Source organism: Streptomyces lydicus (assembly GCF_001729485.1).
Taxonomy (GTDB): Bacteria; Actinomycetota; Actinomycetes; order Streptomycetales; family Streptomycetaceae; genus Streptomyces; species Streptomyces lydicus_D.
In genome coordinates this window covers 2,254,102-2,266,133 of record NZ_CP017157.1, presented here as the reverse complement: position 1 = coordinate 2,266,133, position 12,032 = coordinate 2,254,102, and the positions used below count along the sequence as shown (strand labels likewise).

The 12,032-nt window shown below is 71.8% G+C and carries 13 protein-coding genes; 3 read left to right on the top strand and 10 right to left on the bottom strand.

The genetic code is table 11. The annotated features are described in order from the left end of the window. Positions 1–95 precede the first annotated feature (95 nt). On the bottom strand, positions 96–1,613 hold the full coding sequence (locus tag SL103_RS09705; protein ID WP_069568333.1) for a hypothetical protein: 1,518 nt from the start codon (positions 1,611–1,613) through the stop codon (positions 96–98). Positions 1,614–1,844: 231 nt separating this feature from the next. On the opposite strand from SL103_RS09705, the gene SL103_RS09700 reads away from it, so the two are divergent. From SL103_RS09700 to dapA, 3 genes are all read left to right on the top strand, one after another. Beyond that, positions 1,845–3,683 carry an endonuclease/exonuclease/phosphatase family protein gene (locus SL103_RS09700; protein ID WP_069568331.1) on the top strand — a complete coding sequence of 613 codons (1,839 nt, stop codon included), beginning with the start codon at positions 1,845–1,847 and terminating at the stop codon, positions 3,681–3,683. Between the two features lie 129 nt (positions 3,684–3,812). Further along, entirely contained in the window at positions 3,813–3,965 is a 153-nt protein-coding gene (locus SL103_RS37720; RefSeq protein WP_164492777.1) for a hypothetical protein, read from the top strand. Between the two features lie 147 nt (positions 3,966–4,112). Then, positions 4,113–5,090 (top strand): 4-hydroxy-tetrahydrodipicolinate synthase, encoded by a 978-nt coding sequence (dapA, locus tag SL103_RS09695; RefSeq protein WP_079145660.1) that lies wholly within the window; start codon positions 4,113–4,115, stop codon positions 5,088–5,090. On the opposite strand, the gene SL103_RS09690 is transcribed toward dapA, so the two are convergent. From SL103_RS09690 to sufD, 9 genes are all read right to left on the bottom strand, one after another. Beyond that, positions 4,990–5,913: an EI24 domain-containing protein gene (locus SL103_RS09690; protein WP_079145659.1), complete on the bottom strand. Its 924-nt coding sequence runs from the start codon at positions 5,911–5,913 to the stop codon at positions 4,990–4,992. The genes dapA and SL103_RS09690 overlap by 101 nt on opposite strands. 132 nt (positions 5,914–6,045) lie before the next feature. After that, positions 6,046–7,056, bottom strand: coding sequence for a 2,3,4,5-tetrahydropyridine-2,6-dicarboxylate N-succinyltransferase (gene dapD / locus SL103_RS09685; RefSeq protein WP_069568327.1), 1,011 nt, complete (start codon positions 7,054–7,056; stop codon positions 6,046–6,048). Positions 7,057–7,183: 127 nt separating this feature from the next. After that, entirely contained in the window at positions 7,184–7,507 is a 324-nt protein-coding gene (locus SL103_RS09680; RefSeq protein ID WP_069568326.1) for a DMT family transporter, read from the bottom strand. Between the two features lie 154 nt (positions 7,508–7,661). Next, positions 7,662–7,997, bottom strand: coding sequence for a metal-sulfur cluster assembly factor (locus tag SL103_RS09675; RefSeq protein ID WP_033270552.1), 336 nt, complete (start codon positions 7,995–7,997; stop codon positions 7,662–7,664). Further along, complete coding sequence (gene sufU / locus SL103_RS09670) at positions 7,994–8,452, bottom strand: Fe-S cluster assembly sulfur transfer protein SufU (RefSeq protein ID WP_030411905.1); 459 nt, start codon at positions 8,450–8,452, stop codon at positions 7,994–7,996. Before sufU ends, SL103_RS09675 begins: the two co-directional genes overlap by 4 nt. Before the next feature lie 55 nt (positions 8,453–8,507). Beyond that, entirely contained in the window at positions 8,508–9,764 is a 1,257-nt protein-coding gene (locus SL103_RS09665) for a cysteine desulfurase (RefSeq protein WP_069568324.1), read from the bottom strand. Beyond that, on the bottom strand, positions 9,761–10,525 hold the full coding sequence (gene sufC, locus SL103_RS09660; RefSeq protein WP_033270554.1) for a Fe-S cluster assembly ATPase SufC: 765 nt from the start codon (positions 10,523–10,525) through the stop codon (positions 9,761–9,763). The genes SL103_RS09665 and sufC overlap by 4 nt, the downstream gene beginning before the upstream one ends. Before the next feature lie 7 nt (positions 10,526–10,532). Continuing rightward, the gene (locus SL103_RS09655; protein ID WP_033270555.1) at positions 10,533–10,850 is read right to left on the bottom strand and encodes a non-heme iron oxygenase ferredoxin subunit; all 318 of its coding nucleotides are present in this window, start codon (positions 10,848–10,850) and stop codon (positions 10,533–10,535) included. After that, positions 10,847–12,031, bottom strand: coding sequence for a Fe-S cluster assembly protein SufD (gene sufD / locus SL103_RS09650; protein WP_069568322.1), 1,185 nt, complete (start codon positions 12,029–12,031; stop codon positions 10,847–10,849). Before sufD ends, SL103_RS09655 begins: the two co-directional genes overlap by 4 nt. Between the last annotated feature and the right edge of the window lies 1 nt (position 12,032).

The following is a 12,032-nucleotide window of genomic DNA, read 5'->3' as shown; positions in this document are numbered from 1 at the left end:
CTCCAGTTGAACGCGGCGCGACATCCAGGAAGCAGTTGGGGCGGGCCGGGCCGACGTGCGGCCCGGCCCGCCCCGTGCGGTGGCGGTGCCTGGGGTCAGTCCGACTGCCGGGAGCGCGCCTTGAACGCGGCCTTGCGGGCGTCCTTGGCGGACTTCTTGTCCGGGTGCAGCCGGCCCATCGCCTCCAGGACGTCGGCGGTGGCCGGGTGGTCGACCCGCCAGGCGGTGTCGAAGAACCCGCTGTGCTGGTCGGTCAGGCCCTGGACCAGGTCGCGCAGCTCGGCCTCGGTGCCCTCGTCGGCGCCGTCCAGCTGGGCCGCGATGGTGTCCACCGTCAGCCAGAAGATCATGTCCTGGGACGGCTCGGGGATGCCGGGCAGGCCGCGCTCGGCGAGCCAGACCCGGGCGAGGCCGCCCAGCTGCCGGTCGTCGAGCACCTCGCGCAGCGCGGGCTCGGCCTCCGGCGGGACCAGCGAGAGGGTCTGCTGGGCGGCGAGGCGGCGGCGCGGGGCGCCCTCGTCGTCGCCGCGGGCGGCCGCGAGCAGGTCGCGGGCGGCGTCCAGCGGGGTGCGGGCGGCGAGCCACTGCTCGGACTCGGCCTGGGAGAGCGCCTGGGGGTAGTCGGGCAGCGCGTCGAGCAGCACGTCGGCGCCCTTGTCGGTGAGGTCTCCGACGGCGGGTGCGTGGGCGCCGGCGTCCAGCAGCCGGGCCCGGACCGCGTAGACGCCGAGCGGGGTGAGCCGGACCATGCCGTAGCGGGACACGTCCTCGTCGGTCAGCGGCGCGGCGTGCGGCGTCCCCGTGGAGCCCGGCGTGACGACCGTCTCGCCCTCCTCGTCCAGCTCCTCGATGAGCGCCTCGTCGACCGGCCGGTACGCGACCAGGCCGATCGGCTCCAGCACCCGGAACTGGTCGTCCAGGCGCATCATCGCCTCGGAGACCTCTTCGAGGATGTCGTCGGTGGGCTCCTCCATGTCGTCGGGGACGATCATGGAGGCGGCGAGGGCGGGCAGCGGCACGTCCTGGTCGCCCTCGGCGAGGGCGGAGAGCAGGTAGAGGTTGCCGAGGATGCCGTCGAGCAGCTCGGCCTCCTGCTCGGGGTTCCAGTCGAGCGCGTCGAGATCCAGTTCGCCGCCCTCGGCGAGCTGGTCGGCCAGGTCGGCGAGGTCGGGGGCGGCCGCGTCGGCGAGCACGGTCTCCATGCCGCCGAGCCAGATGTCGAGGATGTCCTGCGGGCTGCCGGAGGTGAGCAGCCGCAGCTCCTCGCCGGGGGTGGCGGTGCCGACGGCGGCGTCGTCGTCGGGCAACCCCTCGCCGTCCTCGGCGATCTCCTCGGTCTCCTCGATCTCGACCAGGCCGGTGTCGACCGCGAGCTGCCACGCCTCGGCCGCGTAGGCGGGCCCGTCCTCGTCGCCGGCCAGCCCCAGGTGCTCGGTGGCGTCGGCCAGCGCGCCCTGGAGGATCTCCCCGCCGACACCGACCGGGACGCCCCGCTCGGCCCACCGGGCGAGCTTGGCCGCCCGGGCCATCAGGGGGGCGCTCAGCGCGTCCCGGGCCAGCTCCGCTTCGGAGTGCAGCCGCACCGGCGGCAGGGTGGGGCGGTCTGCGGACATCAGGTGCTCAGCTCCTCGGACGGACGACAGGCTCGTGCGCGGCCCAAGCGTAGACGGAATTCTCCGTATCTCGGACGGTTCACCCCCCGGCTGCCTGCCGGTCACCCGAAGAACCTTGACAACTCCCTTGCGCACACCGGAGATTGACGCGCGTAGCGCGCACGGGCCCGGCCCTGCGCGCACAGTGCCGTGACACCCCCGTTCACCCCCCATTTCCTCTCGGAGGCACGCATGCCGTCCCGTCGTCCGCTCCGCCGACCGGTCACCGTCGCCGCGGTGGCCGCCGCCGCCCTCGCCGGCGGGCTGCTGACCGCCACGCAGTCCGCCTCGGCGGCCGGCACCCGGATCCACGACATCCAGGGCAGCACTCGCATATCCCCGCTGGCCGGGCAGCAGGTCAGCGGGGTGCCCGGCACGGTCACCGCGGTCCGCGCGTTCGGCTCGTCGCGCGGCTTCTGGGTCCAGGACCCGCACCCGGACGACGACCCGGCCACCAGCGAGGCGGTCTTCGTCTTCACCGGCAAGGAGACCCCGCAGGTGGCCGTCGGTGACGCGGTCACCGTCTCCGGCACGGTCAGCGAGTACTACCCGGGCGGCAAGGACGCCGGGCTGCAGTCCGTCACCGAGATCACCAAGGCGACCTGGCAGAAGGTCTCCGCGGGCAACCCGCTGCCGGCCGCCTTCAAGCTCAACGCGGTCTCGGTGCCGAACCGGTACGCCCCCGCCGCGGGCGGCAAGAGCATCGAGTCGCTGAAGCTGCGCCCGGGCTCGTACGCGCTGGACCGCTACGAGTCGCTGGAGGGCATGCGGGTCTCGGTGGCGGACGCCCCGGTCGTCGGCCCGACCAACGCCTACCACGAGCTGTGGGTGACCGCCGAGCCGCAGCACAACCGGACGGCCCGCGGCGGCGCCCTCTACCGCTCCTACGCGGACCCGAACGGCGGCCGGGTCAAGGTGGCCTCCCTGATCCCCTTCGCCGAGCGGCCGTTCCCGGTGGCCGACGTCGGCAGCCGGCTGGCCGGCACCACCGCCGGACCGCTGGACTACGACAACTTCGGCGGCTACACCCTCCAGGCCACCGAGCTGGGCAAGCTGGCCGGCCGCGGCGCCGCCCCGGAGGCCACCCGCAAGCAGAAGTCCGACGAGCTGGCGGTGGCCACCTACAACGTCGAGAACCTCTCCCCCGCCACCCCGCAGGCCAAGTTCGACCGGCTCGCCACGGCGCTGGTGCACCACCTGTCCTCCCCCGACGTCGTCGCGCTGGAGGAGGTCCAGGACGACAACGGCCCCACCGACGACGGCACCGTCACCGCCGGCACCACCCTGAAGAAGCTCACCGACGCGATCAAGGCGGCCGGCGGCCCGGCGTACGAGTGGCGGCAGATCGACCCGGTCAACGACCAGGACGGCGGGCAGCCCGGCGGCAACATCCGGACCGCGTTCCTGTTCAACCCGGAGCGGGTGTCCTTCACCGACATCAAGGGCGGGGACGCCACCACCCCGGTGAAGGCGGTCGCCGACCACGGCAGGGCCACCCTGTCCGTGTCCCCGGGCCGGATCGCGCCCACCGACCCGGCCTGGAAGACCAGCCGCAAGCCCCTCGTCGGCCAGTTCTCGCTGCGGAACCGGCCGGGGAGCCGGATCTTCGTGATCGCCAACCACTTCAACTCCAAGGGCGGCGACCAGAGCCTGGACAGCCGGTTCCAGCCCCCGGCCCGGAGCTCGGAGACCCAGCGCACCGCGCAGGCCGGGCTGGTCAACGGGTTCGTGAAGGAGCTGCTGGCCAAGGACCCCAAGGCCGACGTGGTGGTGGCCGGGGACCTCAACGACTACCAGTTCTCGCCGGCCCTGAAGGACCTCACCGCCGGCGGGGTGCTCACCGACCTGGTCGGCGGGCTGCCGCGCGCCGAGCGGTACGGCTACGTCTACAACGGCAACTCGCAGGTGCTCGACCACATCCTCACCAGCCGCCACCTGGCCCGGCCGGACTACGACATCGTGCACGTCAACGCCGAGTTCGCCGACCAGGCCAGCGACCACGACCCGCAGGTGCTGCGGATCCGGCCCTGAAACCGGGGCCCGTGGGTCACCGGGTGTGACACCGCCGTCACCCGACTGGCCCCGGCCCGGGCGCCAACTCTCGCCGGGGGTGCGGTACTGGGCACGTAAGCAACATTCGGCGAGACATGAGGAGTCATCATGCCGAAGGCGCAGAACCGTAAGTCGGGTAACAAGGACCGTGCCGCCGAGCGGCGTTCCGACCAGCAGAAGGGGCGCAAGCCGTCGGAGGAGTCCGCATCCGAGCGCACCCAGGACCTGAAGCGTTCGCGGAATGGCCTGACTGACGCGTGATGGGCCTGTGAAGCCCGAGCGGCCGTCGCACCGTGAGGTGCGGCGGCCGTTCCGCTTCCCGGCCACCCCACAACGTAGCGATCCTTAAGAATTCACCACAGTACAACTAAGTGGACGTGAAACATGATGGGCCAGCACACTCCCCCCATGGACTCCGTGACCGCACCCCTCACCCCGCCGCCCACCGCAGCGCCGTTCGGCCGCACCGCCGTCGCGATGATCACCCCGTTCACCGGCGACGGCGCGCTCGACCCGGACGGCGCGCAGCGGCTCGCCGCGCACCTCGTCGACGAGGGCGGCTGTGACGCCCTGGTGCTGAGCGGCACCACCGGCGAGTCCCCGACCACCTCGGACGCCGAGAAGGAGACCCTGCTGCGGGCCGTCGTCGAGGCGGTCGGCGACCGGGCCCGGATCACCGCCGGGGTCGGCACCAGCGACACCCGGCACTCGGTCGAACTGGCCCGCACCGCCGAACGGGCGGGCGCGCACGGCCTGTTGGTGGTCACGCCGTACTACTCCCGGCCGACCCAGGAGGCCGTCGCCCACCACCTGAGCACCGTCGCGGACGCCACCGGCCTGCCCGTGCTGCTCTACGACATCCCCGGCCGCACCGGCACCGCGCTGACCGCCGACACCCTGCTGCGGCTGGCCGACCACCCGCGGATCGCGGGCGTCAAGGACTGCGGCAACGACGTGCTGAAGACGGCGAAGGTACTGGCCGCGACGGGCCTGGCCTACTACGCGGGCAGCGACGAGCAGATCCTGTCGCTGCGGGCGCTCGGCGCCGCGGGCTGCGTCAGCACCGCCGGCAACATCGCGCCGCGGGCCGTGTGCGCCGTCCGGGACGCCCACGACGCCGGCGACACCGCCGAGGCCGCCCGCCGCCAGCTCGCCCTGATCCCGCTGATCGAGGCGGTGACCGGCTCCCTGACCCCCGGGACGGTCGCCGCGAAGGCACTGCTGCGCCACCTCGGGCTGCCCGCGGGACCGGTCCGCGGCCCCCTGCTGGACGCCGACGACCGGCTCACCAGCCGGCTGGTGGACGCGCTGCGGACGACCCTGGACCGGACGGCCCGGGCGGGACGGGGGGTGCCTGCGATGGCTGCTGCGGCTGTCCCTGGCTAGCAGGGTACGGCGCGGGCGCCGCGCCGGAACCGGCCGCCCGGCCGGCGCCCGCGACCTCGTCCCCGTCCGGCCCGGAAGCCGGCTGCTCGTCCGGCGCCAGGTCCCGGACCAGCAGCGTCGCGCCGGCCACCGCGCCCGGCATCAGCACCACCGCGACGAACGGCACCAGGAACAGCAGGACCAGCGGGGTGCCGAAACCGACCGCGAGGGCCTTCCGGCCGCGCAGCATCCGCAGCCGCTCGCGGACCGGGACGGCACGGCGCTGCATGGCCACCGAGGTCAGCTCGACGGCGAGGAAGAAGCCGGAGACGCAGAAGCCGATCGCGGGGATCACCGTCTGCCCGACGAAGGGCAGGAAGCCCAGGACGAACAGCAGGAGCCCGAAGCCCGCGGCGCGCAGCAGCACATGGACGCTGTCCCGCAGCCCGGTCCAGAGCTCGCGCCACAGCGGCAGGTCCGGCCCGGGCGGGCAGTGCCCCTCGCTCTCCTCGACCTTCTGCGACAGCGACTCGTAGAAGGGGTCGCCGATCAGCAGGGTGACCGCGGTGAAGGTCAGCACCGACAGCGTCAGCCCGCCGGCGAACAGCAGCGCCACGAACAGCCCGCGCAGCAGCCCCTGCCAGGGCGAGCCCCAGCCGTCGGCAAACGGTGTCGCCCAGGCCGCGAGGTCGCCGGCCCACAGCGCGAGCACGGTGAGCACCCCGACGTACAGCACCAGCGCGATCAGCGCCGGAATCAGTCCGAACCCCCACCACCGGCCGTGCCGGGCCACCCAGCGCTGGCCCGCCCCCAGATACCGCATCCCCGCTACAAGATCACGCATGGCCCAACCCTATCGGCGTCTCTGCCCGGCCTGAACGGCGCGGCAACGGCGACGGCCCGGCGGAGGTGCTCCGCCGGGCCGTCGCCGTCCGCGCGCCCGCCGTGGTGCGGGCCCGCTGCGTCGTGCGCCTGCTCAGTTGTGGCTGTGCAGGATCTCGTTCAGGCCGCCCCAGACCGCCTTGTTCGGGCGGGCCTCGACCGTGCCGGTGGTGGAGTTGCGGCGGAAGAGGATGTTGTCGGCGCCGGACAGCTCCAGGGCCTTGACGATCTGCCCGTCGGGCAGCGTGACCCGGGTGCCCGCGGTGAGGTACAGGCCGGCCTCGACCACGCACTCGTCGCCCAGCGCGATCCCGATGCCGGACTCGGCGCCGAGCAGGCAGCGCTCACCGATCGAGATGATCTGCTTGCCGCCGCCCGACAGGGTGCCCATGGTGGAGGCGCCGCCGCCGATGTCGGAGCCGTCGCCGACGACCACGCCCGCGCTGATCCGGCCCTCGATCATGGAGGTGCCCAGCGTGCCGGCGTTGAAGTTGACGAAGCCCTCGTGCATGACGGTGGTGCCGGCCGCGAGGTGGGCGCCCAGGCGGACCCGGTCGGCGTCCGCGATCCGCACGCCGGCGGGCGCGACGTAGTCCGTCATCCGCGGGAACTTGTCGACGCTGGTGACCTGGAGGTGCAGCCCCTCGGCGCGGGCGTTGAGCCGCACCGTCTCCAGCGTGTCGACGGCCACCGGGCCCAGCGAGGTCCAGGCGACGTTGGACAGCAGGCCGAACATGCCCTCCAGGTTCTGCCCGTGCGGCTTGACCAGACGGTGGCTGAGCAGGTGCAGACGCAGGTAGACGTCGTGCGCGTCCAGCGGCTTGTCGTCGAGGGAGGAGATGACCGTACGGACGGCGACCACCTCGACGTCGCGGACCGGGTCGGGACCGATCGCCTTGAGCGCGGCGGCGCCCAGCAGTTCGGCGGCGCGCGCGTCCTCCAGGCGCTCGGTGCCGGCCGGGCCGGGGCCCTCGGCGGTCACGGTGACCAGCTCCGGCGCCGGGAACCAGGTGTCGAGGACGGTGCCGTCGGGGGTGACGGTGGCGAGCCCGGCGGCGACGGCGCCGGTGGTACGGGAAGAAGCGGAAGCAGCAGCATCGGTCATGCTGGAAACCTAACCGCAGGGCCCCCGCCGAGGCGAACCGGTCTCAGTGCTCGGGCCCGGTCCGTACGGTCGCACCACCTGACTCGTAGGGCCGCACGAGGCCGGCCGGGGCCGTGCCGGCGGGCCGTCAGTGCGCCGCACCGCCCAGGTTCAGCACCGCGACCCCGGCTATCACCAGCAGCACCCCGACGATCTTCAGCGCGCTCGCGCTCTCCCCCAGGAACACCATGCCGATCGCCGCGATCACCGCCGTGCCGGCGCCGGCCCAGATGGCGTACGCGGTGCCCACGCTCATCGACTTCAGCGTCCGGGCCAGCAGCGCGAACGCCAGCAGGTAGCCCACTGCCGTGGCCAGCGACGGCCACAGCTTGCTGAAGCCGTCGCTGTACTTCATCGCGGTGGTCGCGAGGACCTCGGAGAGGATCGCGCCGGCGAGGGTCAGATACACCATGCGCCCGAGCGTACGAGTGCGGCACACGGCCGTACACACGGCCCGTGCGCAGTGCCGTCGCGGCGGTCGCCCGGGACGCGGAACGGCCGTGCCCGCCGGTGGTGACCGGTGGGCACGGCCGTCGCACGTACCGCTGTCCTGCTCGGGAGACCCTTCAGACGTTGAAGCCCAGCGCGCGGAGCTGCTCGCGGCCGTCGTCGGTGATCTTGTCCGGGCCCCACGGGGGCATCCAGACCCAGTTGATCTTGAGCTCGTTGACGATGCCGTCCGTGGCGGACTTGGCCTGGTCCTCGATGACGTCGGTCAGCGGACAGGCCGCGGACGTCAGCGTCATGTCGATGGTGGCGATGTTGGCGTCGTCGATGTGGATGCCGTAGATCAGGCCCAGGTTGACGACGTCGATGCCCAGCTCGGGGTCCACGACGTCGTACAGCGCCTCGCGGACCTCTTCCTCCGAGGCCGGCTTGGTGGTGGTCGGGGTGTCGGTCATGCGGTCTTCGCCTCCTCGGAGAGCGCCTTGGCCGTGGCGTCCTTCCAGGCCATCCAGCTCAGCAGTGCGCACTTCACGCGCGCCGGGTACTTGGAGACGCCGGCGAACGCCACCGCGTCCTCCAGCACCTCCTCCATCGCGTCGTCCGGCTCTACCTGGCCCTTGGACTGCATCAGCTCCAGGAAGGTCTCCTGGATCTTCTGCGCCTCACCGAGCTCCTTGCCGACCAGGAGGTCGTTGAGCACCGACGCGCTGGCCTGGCTGATGGAGCAGCCCTGGCCCTCGTAGGACACATCCTCGATCGTCGCGCCATCGAGCCGGACGCGCAGCGTGATCTCGTCGCCGCACGTCGGGTTGACGTGGTGCACCTCGGCGTCGCCGTCCCGAAGACCGCGCCCGTGGGGGTGCTTGTAGTGGTCCAGGATGACGTCCTGGTACATGGAATCCAGCTTCACGACTCAGTCAGTCCTCGTCCTCATCCGCCGTGCCTGATTAACCGGCTGTGCTTGTCTAACCGAAGAAGTTGCGGACGTGCTCCAGGCCCTCGACCAGGGTGTCGACCTCGGCCGGAGTGGAGTACAGATAGAACGACGCTCGCGTGGTCGCGGGAATTCCGAAGCGCAGGCAGACCGGACGCGCGCAGTGGTGCCCCACCCGGACGGCGATGCCCTGCTCGTCCAGCACCTGGCCGACGTCGTGCGGGTGGATGTCGCCGAGCGTGAAGGAGATCGTCGCCCCGCGGTCCTCGGCCGTGCTCGGGCCGACGATGCGCAGGTCGGGGACCTCCAGCAGCCGCTTGACGGCGTACTCGGTGATCGCGTGCTCATGCTCGGCGATCTTGTCCATGCCGATCGAGGTGAGGTAGTCCACGGCCGCGCCGAGGCCGACGGCCTGGGCGATCGGGGGCGTACCGGCCTCGAACTTGTGCGGCGCCGGGGCGTACGTCGAGGAGTGCATCGAGACGGTCTCGATCATCTCGCCGCCGCCGAGGAACGGCGGGAGGTCCTCCAGCAGTTCCTGGCGGCCCCACAGGACGCCGATGCCGGTCGGGCCGCACATCTTGTGGCCGGTGAAGGCCACGAAGTCGGCCTGCAGCGCCTGCACGTCCAGCACCATGTGCGGGGCCGCCTGCGAGGCGTCGATGCAGACCAGCGCGCCGACCTCCTGGGCCCGGCGGATGATCGTCTCGACCGGGTTGACGGTGCCCATGATGTTCGAGACCAGCGTGAACGAGACGATCTTCGTCTGCTCGGTGATGATCTCGTCGATGTTGGACAGGTCGAGACGGCCGTCGTCGGTGATGCCGAACCACTTCAGCTTCGCGCCGGTGCGCTGCGCGAGCAGCTGCCACGGGACGATGTTGGAGTGGTGCTCCATCTCCGTGATGACGATCTCGGTCTCGCGGTCCACGCGGTAGGGCTCGTCGGCCCAGCCCAGCATGTTCGCGACGAGGTTGAGCGACTCCGAGGCGTTCTTGGTGAAGATCACCTCGTCGCGGCTCGGCGCGTTGATGAAGGCGGCGACCTTGTCACGGGCGCCTTCGTACAGCGCCGTGGCCTCCTCGGCGAGCACGTGCACGCCGCGGTGGACGTTGGCGTTGTGACGTTCGTAGTAGGCGTTCAGGGCGTCGAGGACCTGACGCGGCTTCTGCGAGGTCGCCGCGTTGTCCAGGTACACGATCTTCCGGCCGTCGTGGACCTGGCGGTCCAGGAGGGGGAAGTCCTTACGGATCGCCTCTGTGTCGAGGAGGCCCGGCAGCTGTGTCACGCGGTTGCGCCACCCTTCACGTACGCCTCGTAGCCCTCGGCCTCCAGCTTGTCCGCCAGCTCCGGGCCGCCGGACTCGGCGATCCGGCCGTTGGCGAAGACGTGGACGTGGTCGGGCTTGATGTAGCGGAGAATCCGCGTGTAGTGGGTGATGAGCAGGGTGCCCACCTGGCCCGTCTCGCGGACGCGGTTGACGCCCTCGGAGACGATCCGCAGCGCGTCGACGTCCAGACCGGAGTCGGTCTCGTCGAGGATCGCGATGGCCGGCTTCAGCAGCTCCAGCTGGAGGATCTCGTGGCGCTTCTTCTCACCGCCGGAGAAGCCCTCGTTGACGTTGCGCTCGGCGAAGGCGGGGTCCATGTTCAGCCGCTCCATGGCCTCCTTGACCTCCTTGACCCACAGCCGCAGCTTGGGGGCCTCGCCGCGGATCGCGGTCGCGGAGGTGCGCAGGAAGTTGGAGACCGAGACGCCGGGCACCTCGACCGGGTACTGCATGGCGAGGAAGACGCCGGCCCGGGCGCGCTCGTCGACGGACATCTCCAGGACGTCCTCGCCGTCGAGGGTGACGGTGCCGCCGGTGATCGTGTACTTGGGGTGACCCGCGAGCGAGTAGGCGAGGGTCGACTTGCCGGAGCCGTTGGGGCCCATGATGGCGTGCGTCTCGCCCTGCTTCACGGTCAGGTCGACGCCCTTCAGGATCTCGCGCGGGCCGTTCTCGGCCTCGACGGAGACGTGCAGGTCGTGGATCTCAAGCGTTGCCATGGGTGACTCAGGACTCCTGGGTGACGGAGACGAGCACGTCGTCCCCTTCGATCTTTACGGGATATACGGGGACGGGGCGCGTCGCGGGTAGGCCGTTGGGCTTGCCGGTGCGCAGGTCGAAGCTCGAACCGTGCAGCCAGCACTCGATGGAGCAGTCCTCGACCTCGCCCTCCGAGAGGGACACGTTCGCGTGCGAGCAGATGTCGTTGATCGCGAACACCTCGCCCTCGGTGCGGACGAGCGAGACAGGTGTGCCGTCGATCTCCACCCGCCGGGGGGTGTCCTCCTCCAGCTCGCTGAGCGCCGCTGCGCGTACGTAGCTCATACCGCGGACGCTTCCAGCTCGGCCTCGATCTTGCTCATCAGGCGCTCCTCGACGTCCGGGAGGCCGATCTGCTGGACGAGCTCGGCGAAGAAGCCGCGCACCACCAGGCGGCGGGCCTCGTCGGCGGGGATGCCGCGGGCCATCAGGTAGAAGAGCTGCTCGTCGTCGAAGCGGCCGGTCGCCGAGGCGTGGCCGGCGCCGACGATCTCGCCGGTCTCGATCTCCAGGTTGGGCACCGAGTCGACCCGCGCGCCGTCGGTGAGGACGAGGTTGCGGTTGAGCTCGTAGGTGTCCGTGCCGGTCGCCGAGGCCCGGATCAGCACGTCGCCGATCCAGACGGCGTGCGCGTCCTCGCCCTGCAGCGCGCCCTTGTAGACGACGTTGGAGCGGCAGTTGGCCGCCTCGTGGTCGACGAAGAGGCGGTGCTCGTGGTGCTGGCCCTGCTCGGTGAAGTACAGGCCGTAGAACTCGGCCTCGCCGCCGGGGCCCGCGTAGGTGACGCGCGGGTGGAGGCGGACGAGGTCACCGCCGAAGGTGACGGCCACGGACTTGAACGTGGCGTCCCGGCCGACCAGGGCGTTGTGCTGCCCGGCGTGGACGGCGGTGTCGTCCCAGTCCTGGACGGAGACGACGGTCAGCTTGGCGCCGTCGCCGAGGAGGTAGTCGACGTTGGCGGCGAGCACCGCGTCACCGGTGTGGTCGATGACGACGACGGCCTCGGCGAACGCGCCCAGCTCGATGACCTGGTGGCCGAAGGCGGTGCCGCCCTCACCGTGCACGGTGATCCGGATCGGGTCGGCCAGCACGGTCTCCTTGGGGACCGAGACGACCGACGCCTTCTCGAACGAGCTGTACGCCTGGGCGGCGACCCGGTCGACGGGCTTGCCGGCCTTGCCGACCCGGGGGTCGGCGCGGTCGACCAGCTCGTGGGTGACGCCCTCGGGCGCGGTGATGTCGATCTTCAGGTCGGCGCCGCCGGCCACGGCGGAGCCGTCGTGCAGGCCCTTCAGCCGCGCGAGCGGGGTGAAGCGCCACTCCTCCTCGCGGCCGTGCGGCACCGGGAAGTCCGCCACGTCGTAGGACGGCGGGGCGCTCATCCGGGTGGCGACAGTGGACTCCGCGGCCACCGCGATGGAGCCGGTGGTCGTGGAACCTGCCGGGATGTTCTGAGCCTCAGCCATG

What these genes read in the sequence shown, in the direction of transcription:
- SL103_RS09675 (WP_033270552.1), bottom strand. Translation starts at nt 7,997, where the DNA reads ATGACCGACACCCCGACCACCACCAAGCCGGCCTCGGAGGAAGAGGTC.
- SL103_RS09680 (WP_069568326.1), bottom strand. Translation starts at nt 7,507, where the DNA reads ATGGTGTATCTGACCCTCGCCGGCGCGATCCTCTCCGAGGTCCTCGCG.
- SL103_RS09705 (WP_069568333.1), bottom strand. Translation starts at nt 1,613, where the DNA reads ATGTCCGCAGACCGCCCCACCCTGCCGCCGGTGCGGCTGCACTCCGAA.
- sufC (WP_033270554.1), bottom strand. Translation starts at nt 10,525, where the DNA reads ATGGCAACGCTTGAGATCCACGACCTGCACGTCTCCGTCGAGGCCGAG.
- SL103_RS09655 (WP_033270555.1), bottom strand. Translation starts at nt 10,850, where the DNA reads ATGAGCTACGTACGCGCAGCGGCGCTCAGCGAGCTGGAGGAGGACACC.
- SL103_RS09690 (WP_079145659.1), bottom strand. Translation starts at nt 5,913, where the DNA reads ATGCGTGATCTTGTAGCGGGGATGCGGTATCTGGGGGCGGGCCAGCGC.
- dapA (WP_079145660.1), top strand. Translation starts at nt 4,113, where the DNA reads ATGGACTCCGTGACCGCACCCCTCACCCCGCCGCCCACCGCAGCGCCG.
- sufD (WP_069568322.1), bottom strand. Translation starts at nt 12,031, where the DNA reads ATGGCTGAGGCTCAGAACATCCCGGCAGGTTCCACGACCACCGGCTCC.
- dapD (WP_069568327.1), bottom strand. Translation starts at nt 7,056, where the DNA reads ATGACCGATGCTGCTGCTTCCGCTTCTTCCCGTACCACCGGCGCCGTC.
- SL103_RS09700 (WP_069568331.1), top strand. Translation starts at nt 1,845, where the DNA reads ATGCCGTCCCGTCGTCCGCTCCGCCGACCGGTCACCGTCGCCGCGGTG.
- SL103_RS37720 (WP_164492777.1), top strand. Translation starts at nt 3,813, where the DNA reads ATGCCGAAGGCGCAGAACCGTAAGTCGGGTAACAAGGACCGTGCCGCC.